Source organism: Bacteroidota bacterium (assembly GCA_018698135.1).
Lineage (GTDB): Bacteria > Bacteroidota > Bacteroidia > CAILMK01 > JAAYUY01 > JABINZ01.
Genome location: JABINZ010000280.1, coordinates 1 through 21626, shown reverse-complemented (window position 1 = coordinate 21626; position 21626 = coordinate 1). Strand labels below are relative to the sequence as shown.

12 protein-coding genes are annotated in these 21626 nt (G+C 36.3%); 8 read left to right on the top strand and 4 right to left on the bottom strand.

Annotation, left to right across the window (positions count from 1 at the left end):
- Positions 1-286 precede the first annotated feature (286 nt).
- Positions 287-1006 carry a (Fe-S)-binding protein gene (locus HOG71_17430; protein ID MBT5992631.1) on the bottom strand — a complete coding sequence of 240 codons (720 nt, stop codon included), beginning with the start codon at positions 1004-1006 and terminating at the stop codon, positions 287-289.
- 54 nt (positions 1007-1060) lie between these two features.
- The gene (locus HOG71_17425) at positions 1061-2101 is read right to left on the bottom strand and encodes an RluA family pseudouridine synthase (protein MBT5992630.1); all 1041 of its coding nucleotides are present in this window, start codon (positions 2099-2101) and stop codon (positions 1061-1063) included.
- 119 nt (positions 2102-2220) lie between these two features.
- Between HOG71_17425 and HOG71_17420 the strand changes: the two genes are divergently transcribed.
- From HOG71_17420 to atpC, 4 genes are all read left to right on the top strand, one after another.
- Entirely contained in the window at positions 2221-7176 is a 4956-nt protein-coding gene (locus HOG71_17420; protein ID MBT5992629.1) for a DUF5011 domain-containing protein, read from the top strand.
- A 222-nt stretch (positions 7177-7398) separates the two neighbouring features.
- On the top strand, positions 7399-14814 hold the full coding sequence (locus HOG71_17415; protein MBT5992628.1) for a DUF5011 domain-containing protein: 7416 nt from the start codon (positions 7399-7401) through the stop codon (positions 14812-14814).
- A gap of 622 nt (positions 14815-15436) precedes the next feature.
- Positions 15437-16942 (top strand): F0F1 ATP synthase subunit beta, encoded by a 1506-nt coding sequence (locus HOG71_17410; protein ID MBT5992627.1) that lies wholly within the window; start codon positions 15437-15439, stop codon positions 16940-16942.
- 18 nt (positions 16943-16960) lie between these two features.
- Positions 16961-17194 (top strand): ATP synthase F1 subunit epsilon, encoded by a 234-nt coding sequence (gene atpC / locus HOG71_17405; GenBank protein MBT5992626.1) that lies wholly within the window; start codon positions 16961-16963, stop codon positions 17192-17194.
- Here atpC and HOG71_17400 read toward each other — a convergent pair.
- Entirely contained in the window at positions 17186-17935 is a 750-nt protein-coding gene (locus tag HOG71_17400; protein ID MBT5992625.1) for a polyprenol monophosphomannose synthase, read from the bottom strand. The two genes, atpC and HOG71_17400, sit on opposite strands and share 9 nt — an antisense overlap.
- Before the next feature lie 126 nt (positions 17936-18061).
- On the opposite strand from HOG71_17400, the gene HOG71_17395 reads away from it, so the two are divergent.
- Positions 18062-18553 carry an HAD-IIIA family hydrolase gene (locus HOG71_17395; GenBank protein MBT5992624.1) on the top strand — a complete coding sequence of 164 codons (492 nt, stop codon included), beginning with the start codon at positions 18062-18064 and terminating at the stop codon, positions 18551-18553.
- A 35-nt stretch (positions 18554-18588) separates the two neighbouring features.
- On the opposite strand, the gene HOG71_17390 is transcribed toward HOG71_17395, so the two are convergent.
- Entirely contained in the window at positions 18589-18729 is a 141-nt protein-coding gene (locus HOG71_17390) for a hypothetical protein (GenBank protein ID MBT5992623.1), read from the bottom strand.
- Positions 18730-18879: 150 nt separating this feature from the next.
- On the opposite strand from HOG71_17390, the gene gldA reads away from it, so the two are divergent.
- From gldA to HOG71_17375, 3 genes are all read left to right on the top strand, one after another.
- On the top strand, positions 18880-19791 hold the full coding sequence (gene gldA / locus HOG71_17385; GenBank protein ID MBT5992622.1) for a gliding motility-associated ABC transporter ATP-binding subunit GldA: 912 nt from the start codon (positions 18880-18882) through the stop codon (positions 19789-19791).
- A gap of 6 nt (positions 19792-19797) precedes the next feature.
- A complete protein-coding gene (gene gldF / locus HOG71_17380; GenBank protein MBT5992621.1) occupies positions 19798-20526 on the top strand; it encodes a gliding motility-associated ABC transporter permease subunit GldF in 729 nt (242 codons plus the stop codon).
- Positions 20520-21626 (top strand): gliding motility-associated ABC transporter substrate-binding protein GldG (locus HOG71_17375; GenBank protein MBT5992620.1); only part of this gene is annotated, 1107 nt, incomplete at its 3' end. The genes gldF and HOG71_17375, both read left to right, overlap by 7 nt.

Below are 21626 nucleotides of genomic sequence, written 5' to 3'. Positions count from 1 at the left end.
ACTTTTTTAACATGAGTTAAGAGTTGGAAGTTGAAAGTTAAAAGTTACAGGTTGTTAAAGGTTCTTAATTCGTTGTTCAATTGTTCTATTATTCTATTGTTCGAAAATGAGTTAGGAGTGTGAAGTTGGGAGTTATGAGTTGCAAGAAACGAGAAACGAGCAACCAGAAACCAGAAACCAGAAACCAGAAACCAGAAACCAGAAACAAGAAACAAGAAACAAGAAACGAGCAGCAACGAGCTACGAGCAACCAGAAACGAGAAACGAGCAACCAGAAACCAAAAACCTAGTACCCCTGCGCAAGCACATCAGCAATATGCATCACTTTCATTTCTTTGTTTTGCTTTTTCAGATAACCTTCAATATGCATCAGGCAACTACTATCGGTTCCAACAATATAGTCGGCACCTGTTGCCAGCGCATTAATTGTTTTTTGATCCGCCATGGCTGAAGAGATGGGTTCCATTTTAACAGCAAAAGTACCTCCGAATCCACAGCAGGTTTCGCTTTCTTTCATCTCAATAAGCTCCAATCCTTTTACATGTTTGAGTAGTTCACGCGGACCATTTTTAATATTCATTCCCCTAAAAGCACTGCAGGAATCGTGATAGGTGATTTTGGCATTAAACTCAGCACCTACATCTTTTACGTTGAGTACATCGGTTAAAAAACTGCTAAACTCGTAGGCTTTGCTTTGAATTCTTTTATAATCGCTGCGCTTGGAAGAATTAATGAAAAAATCTTCGTAGCTGTCTTTCACCATTTTAATACAAGAAGCCGAAGGACTTACAATATATCGGTTTCCTTTAAAATCATTAACAAATTTTTTGGCAATTTTAAAGGCTTCTTGCTTATAACCGGCATTAAAAGCGGGTTGACCACAACACGTTTGGTTTTGATTGTAGTGTACTTTACAACCTAATTTCTCCAGCACCTTTACCATGTTAAATCCGGTTTCAGGATACATGAGATCGATGTAACAGGGGATAAATATATCTACTTCCATTATTCAGTCCTAATTTTCAACTACAAAAGTATTGAAAAAACAGTCATCTTTTACTTAGGAATCAAAATCATGTAATTGTTTTGAATAGGCTCTCCATTTTTCCAGTACCGCAGAAAAATCAGCAGGTAAATCGGATGTAAAATGGACTTCTTTTTTAGTTTCAGGATGGATAAACCCCAAGGTTCGTGCATGCAAAGCTTGACGGGGAATAAGTTTAAAGCAGTTATCGATGTATTGCTTGTATTTCGTAAAAGACGGACCACTGATAATTCGGGCTCCACCATATGTTTCATCATTAAATAAGGGATGACCTATAGAAGCCAGATGTGTTCTGATTTGGTGTGTGCGACCCGTTTCCAATTTACATTCCAGCAAAGTACAATAATGAAATCTTTCCAACACCTTATAATGGGTAATGGCATGTTTCCCATCTTCCGTAGCCGCAACAGAAATCATTTTTCGTCTATCCTTGGGATCACGAAGTACATTTTTCACAATACTTCCTTCATCGGCTAAAACATCGCCCCAAACCAATGCTGTGTATAATCGACTGATGCTATGATCAAAAAATTGCTTGGCTAAAAAACTCAAACTAAAATCCTCTTTGGCAATAAGCAATAATCCGCTTGTATCCTTGTCAATTCGATGCACCAAACCAGCCCGATAATCATTGTTTTTATCCGCAGGTAATTGATCGAAATGATAGACCAGCGCATTCACCAAAGTACCTGTAAAATTGCCATATGCAGGGTGTACGACCATTCCTGCTTCTTTGTTAACAATCAACAACTGATCGTCTTCATACACAATGTTAATGGGTATATTTTCAGCTTTCACTTCCTTGTCGCGTGGAGGCTGTGGAAGCAGAATCAAAATCAGGTCGTTGGGTTTTACTTTATAATTGTTTTTTACGGCTTTTTCATTCACTAAAATACAGCCACTTTTGGCTGCATTCTGAAGCTTATTTCGGCTTACATTCTCTATCCTGTTTAAAAGGAATTTATCAATGCGAACAGGTATTTGTCCGGCATCAACTGTAATTCTGTAATGCTCAAAAAACTCTTCTTGTTCTGATTTATTTGCTTCATCTGACATGCTTCAAAATTAGCTAAAACAATTTATAAACTTTTATTTCTTAATATCTGGGATGTTTGCTATATTTGCCTGATTCAAATCATAACTATATTGTATACATTTAATCAAATGCTAATATTATGAAAAAACGTTTTACACTTTTGTTATCCTCGTTAGTGTTTTTACTTGTTGGTACTAACATTTCTAAAGCACAAACATATTGTACTCCAGCTTATTCAAGTGGATGTACATATGGTGATGGTTTAACCAACATTTCCTTTGGAACAACAAATCAAGCCGTGGCTTGTGCAGGAACTCCTGCCTATTATCATGATTGGACTTCAGGTAATGTGGCTACCCTTATCCCTGGAACTACTGTTTCAATTTCTTTTGTTGCTGGCTATAGCAGCACATATGTAACAGTTTGGATTGATGTCAATAGTGATGGCACATTTCAATCTTCTGAAATTGTAGTAAATGGATATAATTGTGTAGCATCAGGCACCACTTACACAACAACCTTTACCGTTCCTGCCGGGAATTATGGTACAAAAAGGTTGAGATTCAGAACCAATTGGCTGGGTTCAACTTCAGATCCTTGTGGAAATGTTACTTATGGTAATTCTGGCGATTTCAATGTTGACATTCCTGCTCCGGCAAAAATGTTTCTTGGCAATATAACGGCAACACAGGATACCAGTGATTGTTTTATCAGTCAGAATTTGGTGAAAATTATGACAGCAACCGTTAATACATATAATGGTATTGCCGATCCACTTCCTATTGATACAGTTTGGTTTTCAACAAACGGAACAACCAATGCTGCTGACATCAAAAACGTTAGAATTTTCCATACCGATGGAAATCCACTTAGTTCTTACAACCAATTGGGCGATCCTATTGCGAATCCCAATGGTACATTTATGTTTGTTTTCGATTCGGGAACAGTACTCGGATATGGTGACAACCATCTTTACTTAGCATATGATATTTCTTATACGGCCACTCCTGGCAATAAAATTGACTGTCAGCTTTTAGCTGCCCGTATTAACGATACAATTAGAACTGCTGGCACAGCTGGTAATCCTGCTGGCAACAGAACAATTGTTCATCCTAAAGATTACACAAACTATTGTGCCTATAACAGGACATCTGGTTTGAACTATTTAATTGGATTAACACGTGTTATTTTCGGAGACATTGATCACACATCAGGTGTTTTCGCAGCAACCGGTAATTCAGTTGATTTTTATACTGATGACATTGCAACAGTATATAGTCAGCAAACATATCCGATTATGATGCAGCATGCTGCTTTTAACGGAAGAATGGCAAAACTATATGTTGATTGGGATAATAACTCCTATTTTGAATCAAATGAATTGGTTGCAACCTATAATGGATTAGCTCCTGCAACCATTATTAATGATAATATTACAATTCCATGTAATGCCACTGTTGGTTATCACAGAATGAGAATATCTGTCGATTCAGATGGCGCTGGCGCACCTGCTTGTGGAAATACAACAACTGGTGAAGCTGAAGATTATTTAATGTTTATTGCTCCATCAGGTACTCCTGTTGTTACATTTACACCGGAAAAACCACTTAATTATGTAGGTGGACTCACCCAGTTAGTTCCTGAATCTTCCGTTGGTGGAAACATCAATTATATTTGGGATTATGACAATGATAACACATGGGATGATACAACAACCATGAATGGTGCTTATGCATTTACAAGTGCAGGTACAAAAACTGTTCGCGTTAGAGGTGTACTTTATGGTTGTACAGATACTATATTAGGTGCTGTATATTCAGGTACTATAAATATTTTAGCGCCAACTACAGCTCCTGGTGTTAATTTCATTACCAACTTAAATACCATTACCCCTTCTATTCCTATTGAAATTACTGACCTTTCAACATTAGGTCCAAACGAATGGAAGTGGACTATTACTCCGGTTTTAGCTGGTAACGGTCAGCCTGCTTTCACTATTTCTGATGATACAGAACAAAATCCAACTGTTCAATTCCATGAAATTGGAACATATACAGTTGAATTATGGGCCAAAAACATCATTGGATCTGCAACCAATACAAAAGTAGATTACATCAGTGTTGGTAAAGAAAACATCATGTGTACCGATGCAAGTACTAAACTTCGTTCCGGTTATATTTATGATGATGGTGGAAAATATGGTAATTATGCTGATCAGGCTGGTAACACTTATGTTACGTGTACTTATTTGATTGAGCCAAAATGTGCTTCATCTGTATCGCTTGACTTCCTTGACTTTGATGTATGTTCATACAACAGTACAGGTTGTATCAATCTAACAGCTGGAGATAACATCCGTATTTATGAAGGTAAAAACAATTCAGGCACTCCTTTACATTTAGGTGTTAAAGATATTTTAGGCAACCCAATGTTCCCATTAGGTTTCCAAAATGGAGGAGGTAATTCTCCTGTTATCGTTCCTTCAGTTACCTCATCAACAGGTTCAATGTTTATTGAATTTAACAGAAACTGCGGTGGTGTTGGAACAGGTTTCGAAGGATTTTGGTCAACAACCATTTTCACTCCTTCACCTCCAACAGCAATTATTGCTGGTCCTACAACTGTTTACAGATTAAAAACTATAGAATTTGCCAGTATTTCATCTGGTTACGATTTAGATTATTTCTGGGATTTAAATGGTGATGGTTTTAACGACACATACGATTCATTAACTTCATGGGTATATACAGCTACTGGTAATTATACCATCAGACTTATTGTTCAGAGTTGCGATTTCTTGGATACATCTTATATCAGCTTAACTGTTATCAATCCAATAGCAGCTCCTGTTGTTGATTTCGAAGCAGATTATGTTCGTACAACAAAAGTGAATCCATTAACTATAATGGATAAGTCAGATAATACTGTTTATTCCTATTTCTGGTCTATTGATCCTCCTACCTTCAATTTCTTGAATGGTACAGATCAAAACAGTTCAGATATTCAGGTACAATTCACTGAATTGGGTACTTATACTGTAAAGCTTATTTGTTACAATGCAGTTGGAATCGACTCCATGGTAAAAGTCAGCTATATTAATGTATATAAGAACTGTGAGCCAGGTGTTGCCAACCTAAATGCCGACCTTGGTATGTCTGAATTCATGTTACAGAATTTAGCTGGTGATACCTTAATCAGGAACCTTTCTTCTATTGGACAACGATCATATACAGATTATTCCCAATCGAAAATTGCTGATTTATATCTTACAGGATCCTATAAAATTACTGTAAAGAGAAATTCAAATTTCAATAACATCAACTGGACAGTATTTGCCGACTTAAACCAAGATGGACAATACAATGGACCAGAAGATTTATTAGTTGAACTTAAAAATTCAAGCCAAACTGAGTGGGTTGACACAATTGTTATTCCTGCTGGTGGAGCAAACGTATTTACAGGTTTAACCAAACTCAGACTTGCAGCTAATGCTGGTATTCTAACCAACAAAGGTTGTGGACCAAACTATTCAGGAGAATTTGAAGATTATGGTTTAGTAATCAAGAATGATGACGTTATTCCTTATATTGAATTGTTCAACCCTGCATTCCCTGACGTTGTGGCAAGTCCTGATACATTTATTCTGAACTCTTGTGCTACTTGGGTAGAACCAGGTTACAAAGGTTGGGATGATGTAAGTGGTGATCTTACTTCACAAGTTGTTGTTAATGGCACATCAGCTATCAATCCTTTAGCTGCTGCTTATTATCCTTTAACTTATGATGTACAAGATGATGCTGGTAATGATGCTGTACAAGCCATACGTGTTGTTGAAGTGTTAAAAGACATTATTCCTGTTACCATTACAATGAATGGTAATATGAACGACCGTGTTGCTGTATTTAGCAGTGCATATACAGATCCTGGAGCAATATACACTGACAATTGTAGTGGTGTTGATGCATCAGCTAGTGGATCAGCCGGTACTGTTGATGTTAATGTAACCGGTGTTTATACAATTAGCTACTGGGGTACAGACTTAGCAGGTAATTCAGATACTGTTTATCGCTATGTTGAAGTATATGATGACATTAATCCTGACATTACATTATTAGGAAATGACACCATTTATTGGGAAGCCAAAACAGCATTTGTTGACCCATGGGTTTCGATTTCTGATAATTATGATACAGGTTTAGTAGCCAGTTTAAAAGGTTTTGTTGACGTTGACAAATTAGGATCTTACTTCCTCACATATTGTGTTTCTGACAATTCAGGAAACGGACCTAACTGTGTTGACCGTTTGGTTATCGTTGAAGATACTAAAGCACCAACCTTAACATTTGCACAATCAACTTATACACTGGATGTATTCCATCCTTATACCACTCCTGCTTACACTGTAACGGATTTGGTTTGGGATCCAGCTAATATTATCGTAATGAAAACAGCCGGAAGTGTGAACACATACAAAGTTGGTTCATACCCATTAACTTTCAATGCAACTGATGCAGCTGGAAATGTTTCAGCAGATGTAGTTATTACTATCGATGTTGTCGACAGAGTAGCTCCAGAAATTGAATTAGTTGGTAGTTCGTTAATGACTGTTGAAAGATGGGATAGCTTAATGGATCCAGGTGTAACAGCACGTGATAATTATTACAAAGATCCTGCTGATTTGACACTTCTTCCAAATGCTGGTACATTTATGAGTACACAGGAAGTAGGTCTCTATTCAATTACTTATCAGGTTGAAGATGGTTCTGGCAACAAGTCAGCCGTACTAACCAGATTTGTTTATGTTTCAGAGAGCACTTCTTCTATCGATGACGTAGTAAGTGAAGAAAACTTCAGCTACTATCCAAATCCTGTTACCGATGTATTAAACATTGAAGTGGCCATGACTTCTTACAAGCATGTACAAATATCAATTTTCAATGCACTTGGCGAAAAAGTAATGGATGTAAATGAAGGTTATGTAATGAATGATCTTTATCAGGTAAACGTAAACAACCTTGCAGCTGGTATGTATTATATCCGCTTTAATGTTGGAGAAGATACCGAGTTCAATAAGAAGTTCATTTTGACAAAGTAAATAATTATTTTCATACAAAAACCCGGGTAATACCGGGTTTTTTTTTGGCCTTTATCAAACTAACTCTCCACTTATCAACTAATTATTCAGGAAATACAAGTAGAAATACGCAGTAATAGCTAAGATAAACTTGTGTAAAAAAAAAAATCTGAGTAAATTTGCTTACAAGGGCAAAAGTATGTCCTTTGAGTAAGGTATATTCTATAATTAAATAATAAGTTTATGATGAGAAATTTTACACGTTTTCTTTCATTGGTTTTCGTAAGTGCATTATTGATGAGTCAATTTGCATACGGACAATTATCTGGAACTTACACAATTGGTTCAGCCGGTAATTATACAACTTTTTCAGCTGCAGTATCAGCTTTGAATTCAGGAGGAGTAAGTGGTCCTGTTGTATTTAATGTTGCAGCGCAAACGTTCAGCGAAAAAATTATTCTTACACCTGTTTCAGGCGCAAGTTTAACCAATACAATTAGTTTTATCGGGGCTGGTAACACACAAACTACCCTTACGTATTCGGGATCGTCAACATCCAACTGGTCTACTGTTCAGTTTGATGGTGCAGATTATTTTGTGTTTAAAGACATGAAAGTCCAGAACACAGGATCTTCTTATGCGAACTGTTTCTTTTTCACAAACAATTCGAGATATAACACTATTCATAATTGTTATATCAATGTGGGTAAAGGTTCAGCTTCCTATAGAATTCCTATTATTGCCTCTGGTAGTAAAACCAGTTATTCAACATCAGGAAATAACGCCTGGTACAATACCATTAGTGAAAACACTATTTATGGTGGTTATTATGGAATCCGAATGTATGGTGGAGGATCTTCCTCTCCAAACTTGGGAAACAACTTCCTTGATAACTTAATTACGGATCAGTATTATTACCCAATGTATATATATTATAATGGTGAAATGCATGTACAGCGTAATACAATACGTAATATAACATCTACAGGTGGTTATGGTATAATGCTTTATTATGGTACTTCAGACACCGTTACCCATAATGATATCCAAACACAACGTTATGGAATGTATTTTTACTATAACAACTATTATGTTAAAGGCCAGAGTTTGTTAGCCAATAACATGATTTATAACTTTGGGTTTAGATACAATCGTGGAATTTATTTCTATCGTGCAGAAAATACCAAAGTCCTTTTTAATACCATTTGGACAAAATCAAGTAGTTCATCAACCTCCTATTGTGGAATTTATGCTTATTACAACAATGGTTGTGAAATAAAAAGTAATATTTTTGTCAATAGCGGTGGCTCTTATGGTCGTTGCATTTATGAAAACTACGGATCCTGGGCCGATGGAAGTGTTGATTACAACAACTACTATAGCACAGGTAATTATTTTGTTACTTGGGGAGGGGCAACACGCTCTTCATTAAGTGCATGGCAAACTGCAAATCCAACTCTCAATGTAAATTCTATTAGCTCAAATCCATATTTAGCCAGTACAACCGATATGCATCTGACAGCTTCATCACCCTTATTGATGGGCCCAAACACAGATGTTGCAGTTGACATAGATGGTGATGCAAGAGGAAACACATTTTCTATTATTGGTGCCGACAAAGTCGATATTAACGGAAAAGATATTGCCATGCTTAGCGTTGATGGACCAACAACATGGTCAACTGGAAATAATACGTTAGAAGTAACATTTGCCAATTTACGCAAAACAGTCGTTAATTCCTTGGATTTTGGCTATCAGCTAGGCAATGGAACTCCTGTTAACATTACAGGTTACACCCCTTCTGCTTCTTTAAATCAGGGTGATGGAATGGCTTATAGCTTCTCCACACCGGTAAATATTCCTGCTGATGGAACTTATTCATTAAAAATATGGGTAGCCAAGCCAAATAATAGTTCACCAGATGATGTGCCAGCTAACGACACCTTATACTATACCTTAAAAACCTCCTTGAATGGAACATACACAATTGGAGGCAGCGGTGCTGACTATACTAACTTTTCAGATGCAGTTGATGACCTAAACACAAGTGGTATTGCAGGTCCTGTAACATTTTTAGTTGCTGCTGGAACCTATAGTGAAAAAATATCACTCTCAGAAGTTTTAGGAGCAAGTGCCTCTAACCCAATTAAATTTATTGGCGCTGGTAGTACACAAACTATATTGACCTATGCAGGTACATCAACCTCGAACTGGACAACCGTTACACTAGATGGAGCCGATTATGTTACCTTTAAAAACATGAGAGTTCAGAATACAGGTTCATCTTATGCCAACTGTTTCTTTTTTACAAACGATGCACGTCATAACTTAATCGACAGTTGCTATATCAATGTTCCTTCTGGATCTGCTTCATATACTATTCCAATTATTGCCTCAGGTAGTAAAACAAGTTATTCTACAACAGGTAATAATGCATGGTATAATACCATTAGCAATAACACCGTTTATGGTGGATATTATGGAATTCGTTTTTATGGCGGTGGTTCTTCTACACCGAATTTGGGTAATAATTTCATAAATAACCTGGTCACAAATCAGTATTATTATCCCATGTATATTTATTATAATGGAGAAATGCATGTGACTGATAACGTTATTAGGAATGTATCTGCATCAACAGGATATGGAATTATGCTCTATTATGGTACGTCCGATACTGTTTTGCGCAATGATGTTCAAACAGGTGCTTATGCATTCTATTTTTATTACCAGAACCGTTATATTAGTGGTAATTCATTATTTGCAAATAACGCTCTTTATAATTTCGGATATACAAGTTATAACCGTGGAGTTTATGCCTATTATGCACAAAACACAAAGTTTTATCACAACACTATACGAACAAATATAAGTTCTAACTCCACTTCTTATTGTGGCATGTACCTATACAATAACTCAGGTTGTGAATTGAAGAATAATATTTTCCATGATGGAGGTAATTATGGTTACTCCATTTACAGATCGAGCGGAACATGGGCCTCAGGAAGTGTCGATTATAACTGTTATTATAATCAAAATAATAATTTTGTTTATTGGGGTTCTTCATACAATAATTTAGCTGCCTGGAAATCAGCCTACTCAACCTTAAATGCCAATTCATGGGAAATCAATCCTGGTTTGAAAAGTACAACTGATTTTCATCTAACCACTGCAAGTCTTACATTACAAGCTCCATATATTGGAATTGATGATGACATTGACAATCAAAGCAGACCAAATACAACTGTATTTATAGGTGCTGATGAACCAGAACCAATGGTATTCGATTCATTTGTTGTAACTGATTTATCCCCTCAGTTTGCTTTTGCCGGTCAAACCCGTGTAAAAATGCTGAAGGTTGATATCAAGATTACAGGAATTGCAAATCCGCTACCTATATCTGCTGCTTATTTCAGCACTAATGGTTGTAGCGACCCAGCTGATTTAGAAAAATTCAGATGGTACAATCAGAATGGTGCTCCATTAGATGATATGGATCAAATATACACAGTTGATAACCCTTCAGGTGTCATTACCATAATTCCTCCTTCAGGAACAAATGTTGGTGATGTTGTCCAGATTTTTGCAGCTTATGATGTAGAATTTGGTGCTACTGTAAACGATTCAATGGATATGTCTTTTGACTCAGCCATGATAGATGGTGTAATGCGCTATGCAAAAGTTGGAAACAGCAATCCTGTGGGTAGCACATACATTGTAGCTCCATCGAGTTATGCTGATTATTGCGATGTTGTTCGTGTTCAAAATGGTGCTTATTCCATTGGTACACGTAGAATTAAGTTTGAAGATATTGATGTAAAATCAGGTACTTTAGATATGGGTTTTGTACCAAATAACAGTGTTGTACAATTCAATACAACTCCTGTTCCTACCGTACACCGTAAAGTAACATATCCGATAACTATTCAACATGGTGAACTGAATGATCAAAGTACTTCTATATTTCTTGATTACAATAATGATGGATACTTTACAGCCAATGAAAGAGTTAAAGATTTTATCAATATACCAGAAGCTAGTAAAACCGAAAGTTTCATTACCATTCCTTGTGATGTAACAACAGGAATTCATAGAATGAGAATTGTATCAGATTACGGTGCATATACTCCTAATCCTTGTGGAACAACAAATTATGGTGAAGTCGAAGACTTTTTACTCTATATCGCTCCAGAGAAAACCCCAGTTGTATCGATTACTAATAAAGATACTGGTTATGTTTCAGGTTTAGTCCTCTTTACCCCTGTTCTGGATACAGATGGTGATATTTTCATCTTATGGGATTACGATAACAATAATGTAGTAGATGACACATCTGACATGGGTGAATATTATTTCGCAACAACAGGAATAAAAACAGTGGCTGTTAAAGCAGTAAATCAAGGTTGTTTCGACACCACGACTTCTGCAATTGCCTATACGTCTATTGTGATTGTTCAGGCAACTACAGTACCTGTTACCAATTTTATTTCTGACAATAATATTCTTACACCAAATACAACCGTCAATTTCACAGACTTAACAACCAATGGTCCTTTTGCATGGGAGTGGGTAATTACACCCGATACTATTAATGGTAATTCAACCCATACATTTTTGGGTACTTCCAGCGATCGCGAACCAAGTGTTATTTTCCATGAAATTGGTGATTATACTGTGAGTCTTACTACACAGAATACCATAGGATATAATACAGCTACAAAAGTTGATTACATCAGTGTTCTGAAAGAAGAAGTTTTCTGTTCAGATTTCAGTAGCCGTGCAATAACAGGTTTTGTTTTCGATAATGGCGGATCAAACAATTATACCAATCCAACTAGTGGAGATGACTATACTTGTGATTATTTATTGATTCCTGATTGTGCTAATGCAGTTACATTAGATTTCCTTGATTTTGATGTAGCCAGTAATGTACTTAACGGATGTAATACGATTCCTTCAGACGGATTAAGAGTGTATGATGGTACTGATAACTCAGGAACACCATTGCATTTACAATTCTTAGATGGAAACGGAGATCCTATGTTCCCGAATGGATTTACAAACGGACCAGGTAATGCAAGCATTGGAATTCCTCCATCAGTTACTGCAAATTCAGGAAGTATGTATCTTGAGTTTTATGTTAACTGTGGCGCAGTAGGAACAGGATTTAAAGCCAAGTGGACTGCACAGACATTTACACCAACAGCTCCTGTTGCTTCCATTACAGGACAAGACACCATCTATACAAATCAAGTGGCTTACTTTAACAGTTCGTCAATTGGTGCTCTCGATTTCTATTGGGATATGGACGATGATGGTTGGGCTGATTTATTCACAGAAAATGTTAGCTGGCAGTATACAACTGCAGGTGTTCATACCATTACACTGATTGCTTATACTTGTGGTAAATTAGATACAACAACATTTGATTTAGTTGTATTGGATCCAACTTCAAAACCAGTTGTAGATTTCTATGCCGATTATACCAATATTACTATCGTTGATCCTGTTGTATTGACAGAAGATGCCGATAATACAGTGTATGAATGGCAATGGGATATTACACCTATGGATTACACCATTTTATCAGGTGATTTGAACGAAACTAGCTTCAGTGCTGTATTTAACAAAGTAGGTAAGTATACTGTTAAGTTAGTTTGTACAAACCAACAAGGAAAAGATTCCATGGTAAAGGTTGATTACATTTATGTATACAAATCTTGTACACCATTGGTAGGAAATCTTAACCCAGATGTTGGAATTTCAAAATTCACCTTACAAAACATTGGAGGTGATACGTTAATTCAGAATAGTTCTTCCATCGGAATGACTGCCTATACTGATTATAGTGTTCTTAAGAAAGCAACTGTTGCTAAAACAGGTACTTATACATTTACCTTAGATAGAAACACCAATTTCAATAAGATTACCCGTTCAATTTATATTGATTACAATCAGGATGGAGATTTTAATGATGTTGGAGAAGAAGTTGCCAAGCAATACAATTCAAGCTCATTGAGCTGGACTATTGATGTAACAATTCCTTCTACTATCGCAACAGGATTGGCAAAAATGAGAATAGCAACCAATGCCGGTCAATTGAATAACAAAGGTTGTGGACCAAACTTTAGTGGTGAATTCGAAGATTACGGATTAGAAATTACTGAAGATGTTAGTGTACCAGTTATTACACTGATTGGAAACAATCCACTAATTTCAAATAGTTGTGCATCCTATGCAGAACCAGGTTATATGGCTTGGAGTAATGTTCAGGGTAATTTAACTAGTTCAGTTGTTGTAACAGGAACTATTAACCCAACTGTTGCTGATACATATGATATTAAATACAATGTAACCAGTCCTGCTGGAATAGCAGCCATGCAAGTTATCAGACAAGTTATTGTTCTTAAGGATATTGTAAATCCAGAACCAATGCTTAACGGTAACAATCCTGACTCTGCTGCAGTAGGTAATATGTATACAGATCCTGGTTATACACCAACAGATAATTGTAGTGGTGTTAAATCACATTCATATGTTAACAATGTTAATGGAATGGTTGTCGGATGGCAGCAGGTTATGTTTGTTTTGGAAGACAATGCCGGAAATATAGATACTTCTTACAGAGATGTATATATATATGATGATATTGATCCTACCATTACGCTGCTGGGAAGTAACCCAATTATGTTAGAAGCTGGTGATGTATTTAACGATCCTGGTGCTGATCCACAAGATAATTACTACTCAGGTTTAACCTATGAAGTAATTGGATCAGTTGATGTGAATCAATTAGGTACTTACTTCCTCTCCTATTGTGTTACTGACTCATCAGGAAATGGTCCTGTATGTGTTGACAGAACAGTTATTGTTGAAGATAACACTCCTCCAACCTTAACAATGATAGGAGCAAATCCATTCATACTTCCTGTACACCAGAATTTCAAAGATCCAAGTGTAGATATCGTTGATAATTATTACAGTTTTGCTAATGGAGAAATTATTCTAACCACCAACTCTACTGTTAATACCTATGTATTAGGAACTTATACAGTTACTTATCAGGCAGTTGATGGATCTGGAAACGTTTCAGCCATAATGACCAGAACAGTTGAAGTTGTTGATCAAATTGCTCCAACTATTGAGTTATTAGGTTCAACTACGGTAACCATTGAAAGATGGCAGGATTATGTTGATGCAGGTGTTAAAGTTCATGACAACTATGACGCAGAAGCTGTGTTAACAATCAACAACAATTCAAATGGAACCTATCCTGACAATACATTCGAAGAAGGATTATATACTTATTCTTATTCAGTTTGTGATGTATCAGGAAATTGTTCAGGTGATATTTTCAGAACGATTTATGTTCTTCCAAGTACTTCATCAATTGATGAAAAAGACTTGTCAGAATTTATCAGCTACTATCCAAACCCAGCTGATCGTATATTAACAATTACAATTGACTTACCAGTTTATAAGGATATCAAAGTATCCGTAATCAATACACTTGGTGAAGAAGTTGTGGATGTTTTTGCTGGAAGTATTAAAGCCGAGCAAAAAACAATTGATGTTTCCAAATTAAGTTCAGGTATGTATTACATCAGAATTTATGCAGGCGACAAGCAGTATAATGAGAAATTTATCATTGCACATTAATTTCTGATTAACAATTGATTAGAGAGCCTCCATAGTTTATGGAGGCTCTTTTTTTTTGTAGAATGCTTAATCTGTAAACGTTTACATTTGGTATTAGCACATACCATTGAATAGTTGAATTGACTTGCTGCCTAAAAACCTGAGTTAAGGATAAGATTTAACTCACAGAAAACTAATGGGGCACCCGCCTGAACGGATTCATTCTGGCAAGTTTGATTAGTGCTTATAATCATGAAGTTATAGCATGCTATTTCAAGTGATTTTAAGTTCAAAGATGATGTAAATTAGCTTTCCCATTCATGGGTTTCGATGATTAGCCCATATACTTCCTCAAATTTCCTTGCCTCGCCTGAATGACAAGGTCGGGCAGGAATTATCCAGATAGTACTTCGAAAATTGGAGTTGTCTATGAACTAATCACCTGAAACTGTGAGCAAAGCTTATCCCGAACTCAGGTTTAAATTTCGCATACGCAAATACTACTGCATTCAATAGGAACTTATGTATTATTGCTGATCAATTAATCACTTAATTATTGAATTAATTACTTTAGAATGAAGTCAAATAAGAAGAAATCTGCTACCTTTGTACTCTCAAAATAACGGTAAAAAAATAACAGAAAATGACAAATATAGGCAAGGTGGTTCAGGTTATTGGCCCTGTAGTTGACGTAAGTTTTGCAAGTGAGAACAGCAGTCTTCCCGAAATATACTCTGCATTGGTAATTGATAGAACTGATGGACAAAAATTGGTTCTTGAGGTTCAAAAACATTTAGGCGAAGACATGGTACGCACTATTTCCATGGATTCTACTGAAGGTTTAGTCAGGGGAATGGATGTTGTCGACACAGGCGAACCTATTAAAATGCCTATTGGAGAAAATGTGCGTGGTCGATTGTTCAATGTGGTTGGAGAAGAAATTGATGGTTTAGGTAAAGTTGATACCGATCAATTCCGATCCATTCATCAAGATCCGCCAAAGTTTGAAGAATTATCTACTGTTGAAGAGCCTTTATGGACAGGAATTAAGGTAATCGATTTATTAGAGCCTTATTCAAAAGGAGGAAAAATTGGATTATTTGGAGGTGCTGGCGTTGGTAAAACCGTGTTAATCATGGAATTGATTAATAATATCGCCAAAATGTATGAAGGTATTTCTGTGTTTTCAGGAGTTGGAGAGCGTACACGAGAAGGAAACGATCTGTTAAGAGAATTCCTCGAATCGGGTGTTATTAAATACGGAGATGCTTTTGTAAAAAGTATGGAAGCCGGAGGCTGGGATTTGAGTGTTGTTGATCCAAAAGAAGTAACCCAAAGTCAGGCAACATTGGTATTTGGTCAAATGAACGAACCTCCTGGAGCCAGAGCAAGAGTTGCATTATCAGCTTTGAGTATTGCAGAATATTTCAGGGATGGAAACGAAGAAACCGGTGGACGCGATATCTTGCTTTTTATTGATAATATTTTCCGTTTTACCCAAGCCGGATCTGAAGTATCCGCTCTCTTAGGAAGGATGCCATCAGCAGTAGGTTATCAGCCTACATTAGCCACTGAGATGGGCCGAATGCAAGAAAGGATAACATCTACCAAACGTGGATCTATCACCGCTGTAGAAGCTGTTTATGTGCCTGCCGATGATTTAACTGACCCTGCTCCTGCCACTACTTTTTCTCACCTTGATGCAACTACTGTATTAAGTCGTAAGATTTCAGAATTGGGAATTTATCCTGCTGTTGATCCTTTGGATTCAACCTCCAGAATATTAACACCCGAAATCATTGGTGACAAGCATTATGATACCGCACAACGCGTAAAAGAAATTTTACAACGCTACAACGATTTACAGGATATTATTGCAATTCTTGGTATTGATGAACTTTCGGATGATGACAAACAAGTTGTTCACCGTGCCAGAAGAATTTCCAGATTTTTATCTCAACCATTTTTTGTTGCCACACAATTTACCGGTTTGGAAGGAAAATTTGTAGCCATTGAAGATACGATCAAAGGCTTTAATATGATACTGGATGGTGAAGTTGATAAATATCCAGAATCTGCATTCAACTTGGTTGGAACAATCGAGGAAGCTATTGAGAAAGGTGAACATATGCTTTCAGAAAACGATTAATACTTAAATTTTAAAAGCATGTTACTTGAGATAATATCTCCGGACAAAGTTATATATACAGGTGAAGTCCAAAGTGTTAGATTACCGGGCAAGGATGGCTATTTTGAAATACTCAAAGACCATGCTCCCTTGATTTCTTTGCTTCAAGCTGGTGAAATAAAAGTTGTCGATCAAAATGGTTCAACCGAAACTTTCAATACCAATAAAGGTTTTGTAGAAGTTGTGGATAATACGATAACCGTTTTAGTTTGATTTTCGATCAAACTTTCTGAATAAAGAGCTGAATTTCATTTGAAGTACTCCCCAAAAGGCTTCCTTAATAATCGATTTATTCATTTTTGATACACCACGGGTTCTGTCGGTGAAAATAATAGGCACCTCTTTTATTTTAAAATCATATTTCCAGGTCAAAAACTTCATCTCAATCTGAAAAGCATAACCCTTAAATTTGATTTTGTCCAATTCAAGTGTTCGTAGTACTTCAGCCGAATAGCAAACAAAACCAGCTGTAGTATCTTTAATTGGCATACCCGTAACGATACCCACATAGCGAGAAGCATAATAGGATAATAAAACACGAGCCAAAGGCCAGTTTACAACATTGGCACCGGAAATATATCGGGAACCCACGGCTAAATCATTTCCTTCGTTGGCACATGCATGATGTAACCGCACTAAATCATCAGGATTGTGAGAGAAATCGGCATCCATCTCAAAAATGTAATCGTATCCTCTTTCCAAACACCAGTGAAATCCAGCAATATAAGCCGTTCCAAGACCTTGTTTCCCTTCCCTTTCAAGAATGTGTAATTTGTTCTGGTATGAATTGGCCATCAAATCTTTCACAATTTGCCCCGTACCATCCGGGCTTCCATCATCAACAATGAGTACATGAAAAGGAACCGATAAAGTAAATACCTTATTGATAATATCAGAAATGTTTTCCTTCTCATTATAGGTTGGAATAATTACAATTGGCTTCGTCAATGGAATAGTTTTACTAATTTTAAAATAGTTGAAAGGTGCAAAAATAATACCTTTACCAATTAAACGCTTAATGATATATATTATTTTTGAGCTAATTTCGCAAGAATATAATCTGGCTATTAAAAAAGATCAATGAACAAAGTTAATAAAGCAGTTTTTCTGGACAGAGATGGCGTTATCATCGAGGAACAAGGGCACTACAACTTCTTGGCAGATCATGTAAATATTAATGATGGAATGGTGGAATCCTTACAAATATTACAGGAAAAAGGATATCTGCTGATTGTAATTACTAATCAGGGGGGAATTGCCAAAAAACTGTATAACCATAAAGAAGTAAAAGAAGTTCATAAAACATTGCGTGAATTCTTTCAAACTTACGGTATAAAAATAACAGATTTCTACTACTGTCCCCATCACGATAAAGTTGGAAAATGTTTATGTCGCAAACCAGATTCGTTGATGCTAGAAAAAGCAATGGCCCAATATCATATTGATCCCGATCAAAGTTATTTCATTGGCGATACCGAAAGAGATGTGCTTGCCGGAGATAAAGCCGGATTATCAAGCATATTGATCCAACCAAATGCAGATTTAGGAAATTATTTAGACCAAATTATATAGCTGTATCAGATGAAGGTCAAGCATATTATACTTATTTATTTGATTGGGGTGTTGTTTTTGATGATAGGATCTTTATTCAAAATTATGCATTGGGTAGGTGCCGGAGTTTTATTATTATCCGCTTCAGTAATTGAAGTATTATCCATTGTTTTGGCCATTTGGAAAGTTTTCACCATTGAAAAGTTTAAGGATTTTTTGAACAGTTGATGGCAATCAATGGCATGATTAAGAAATTAAAAGGCTTCAGAAATAATTAGTTCATATTACCGTTCAATTAAACCTGTGAATTGTAATTTTGCAGTCCTTACAAACAAAAAGAAAGAACCTTGTCAGTTAAAGTTGATAGTTTAACTAAAATATACGGAAGCCAACGCGCTATCGACTCCATTTCATTTGAAGTAAAAAGTGGTGAAATAGTTGGTTTTTTGGGTCCGAATGGAGCTGGAAAATCAACCACAATGAAAATTATTTCCTGCTTTACCCTACCTACATCCGGCAATGCGTTTGTTAATGGAATTGATATTCTCACCGATCCTGTAGAAATCAGAAGAAATATTGGCTATTTACCTGAACATAATCCGCTCTATGAGGATATGTATGTTAGAGAGTACTTGTTTTTTATTGCTCAACTTCATAAAATAAGTGGTTCCTATTCAAAGCGGGTTTCAGAAATGATTGAACTCACAGGTTTAACACCAGAGCGCCATAAGAAAATTCAAGAACTATCAAAGGGTTTCAAGCAGCGGGTTGGTATTGCACAAGCACTCATACACAATCCTGATGTGTTATTGCTTGATGAACCAACTTCCGGTTTGGATCCGAATCAGGTGGTTGATATTCGAAAACTAATTGTCGACATTGGCAAAACCAAAACCGTCATACTTTCATCCCATATTATGCAGGAAGTGCAAGCCATGTGTAATCGGGTAATCATTATCAACGAAGGAAAAATTGTTGCTGATGATAAAACAGAATCATTAGTAGCTAAAACAGATAAGGGCATACTCATTCAGGTAGAGTTCAAGAAAGCAATAAAAAGAGCCGATTTAAATAAGCTTAAAGGTTTAATTCATGCCGAGAATCAACAAGGAAAATGGCTGCTAAAACTCAATGATATCAAATCGCGTGAATTCGTTTTTGAGTTTGCTGTTCAAACTGGCAATACAATTCTGGAAATGAGCCCTATTCGTGAAAATCTGGAACAAGTTTTTCAACAGATAACTAATACAAAGCAATAGAGACAAATGTTTGCAATTTATTTAAAAGAGATCAATAACTTTTTCAGCTCCATCATAGCTTATGTGGTGATTATTGTCTTTTTAGTTGCCAACGGAGTTTTTCTTTGGCTTTTGCCTGAAAGCAATATTTTTGATTTCGGTTATGCCAGTCTCGATCAGCTTTTTGAATTAGCACCCTGGGTATTTATGTTTCTGGTGCCGGCCATTACCATGCGTTCTTTTGCAGAAGAAAGAAAATCGGGTACTTTGGAAATAATTCTAAGCAAACCTGTGTCGGATATTCAAATAATATTGGGAAAATATTTTGCCAACTTAAGCCTCGTTTTATTTGCTCTCCTCCCCTCTTTGGTTTATTTCTTTAGTGTATATCAAATGGCTTCGCCAGTTGGAAACATGGACATTGGTGGCACATGGGGGTCTTATCTGGGTCTGTTTTTTCTGGGAGCTGTTTATGTATCCATTGGTTTACTGGCTTCCTCATTAAGCGATAATCAGATTATTTCATTCATCCTTGCTCTTTTTATTTGTTTCTTCTTTTATTCTTTACTGGATATGCTAAGAGGTTTACTTCTAATTAGTCCCATCGATCCTTTCCTTGAGTATTTAAGCATCAATACACATTATATATCCATGAGTCGGGGTGTTATTGATAGCCGCGACATGATTTATTTCATCAGCTTTTCAGCATTGTTCCTCTTTTTATCACGCTTAATAATGGAAAAGAGAAAATGGTAAAAAAGGACACCAAGCAAATGGACAATTTGACGAAATATAAAAGACAAAGTTTTGTGCAAGCGGCTATTCTGCTGGCTGTCATAATTCTTTTGAATATTTTCTCGTCTCATAGTTATTTCAGGTTAGATTTAACACAAGACAATCGTTATACCTTAGGTGAGCCAACAATTAATTTACTGAACGAATTAGACGATCAGGTTTATGTTAAAATATACCTTGAAGGTGAACTACCTGCAGGATTCCGTAAATTAAAAGAATCGACTCGTGAATTGCTCGATGAGATGCGTAATTCAACCAAAACAAAAATTGAATATGATTTTATCGATCCGTTAGAATCGGGAAATGCAAAAGAACAACAAGAAATTTATCAGCAACTCATCGAAATGGGTTTAGAGCCCGTTAATCTGGAGGTGCAAACAGAAGGAAATAAAACCCAGAAAATAATTTTCCCGGGTGCAATCATTTTCTACAAGAACAAACAAATACCATTAAAATTACTCAAACAACAAATAGCCACTGCGCCTGATGAAGTCTTACACAACTCCATTGTCAGCTTGGAATATGAATTCAGTAATGCCATCCGAAAATTAGCCAGCAACTCAAAAAGTCGAATTGCATTTATTGAAGGACATGGTGAATTAGATAAAGACCAAACTCAAGATATTTACAATACTTTATCTGAGTTTTATGAAGTCAAGCGTATTCATCTACCCTCTTTTAAAGTGGGCATTTTAGATGATTTTGATTTGGCTATTGTGGCTAAGCCCGATTCACAATTCAATGATTTAGAAAAATACAAACTGGATCAATTCATTGTTAAAGGTGGACGTGTTTTGTGGCTAGTGGAAAGCCTCATGGCCAATATGGATAGTTTAGCTACAAATGGTGGTGTTACCACAACCCTCGATTATGACCTGAATCTGAAAGATTTGTTCTTCCATTATGGTATCCGCCTGAATTATAATCTGGTTCAGGACATCCAATGTCATTTGATTCCTGTACTGGTTAATCAGGGAGCTCCCCAGCAAGATTTTCGCCCCTGGATTTACTTTCCGGTTGTGTTTCCGGCAACAAACCATCCGATTGTAAATAATCTCAAT

What these genes read in the sequence shown, in the direction of transcription:
- gldF (MBT5992621.1), top strand. Translation starts at nt 19,798, where the DNA reads ATGTTTGCAATTTATTTAAAAGAGATCAATAACTTTTTCAGCTCCATC.
- HOG71_17420 (MBT5992629.1), top strand. Translation starts at nt 2,221, where the DNA reads ATGAAAAAACGTTTTACACTTTTGTTATCCTCGTTAGTGTTTTTACTT.
- atpC (MBT5992626.1), top strand. Translation starts at nt 16,961, where the DNA reads ATGTTACTTGAGATAATATCTCCGGACAAAGTTATATATACAGGTGAA.
- HOG71_17425 (MBT5992630.1), bottom strand. Translation starts at nt 2,101, where the DNA reads ATGTCAGATGAAGCAAATAAATCAGAACAAGAAGAGTTTTTTGAGCAT.
- HOG71_17395 (MBT5992624.1), top strand. Translation starts at nt 18,062, where the DNA reads ATGAACAAAGTTAATAAAGCAGTTTTTCTGGACAGAGATGGCGTTATC.
- HOG71_17415 (MBT5992628.1), top strand. Translation starts at nt 7,399, where the DNA reads ATGATGAGAAATTTTACACGTTTTCTTTCATTGGTTTTCGTAAGTGCA.
- HOG71_17430 (MBT5992631.1), bottom strand. Translation starts at nt 1,006, where the DNA reads ATGGAAGTAGATATATTTATCCCCTGTTACATCGATCTCATGTATCCT.
- HOG71_17410 (MBT5992627.1), top strand. Translation starts at nt 15,437, where the DNA reads ATGACAAATATAGGCAAGGTGGTTCAGGTTATTGGCCCTGTAGTTGAC.
- HOG71_17390 (MBT5992623.1), bottom strand. Translation starts at nt 18,729, where the DNA reads ATGGTGAAAACTTTCCAAATGGCCAAAACAATGGATAATACTTCAATT.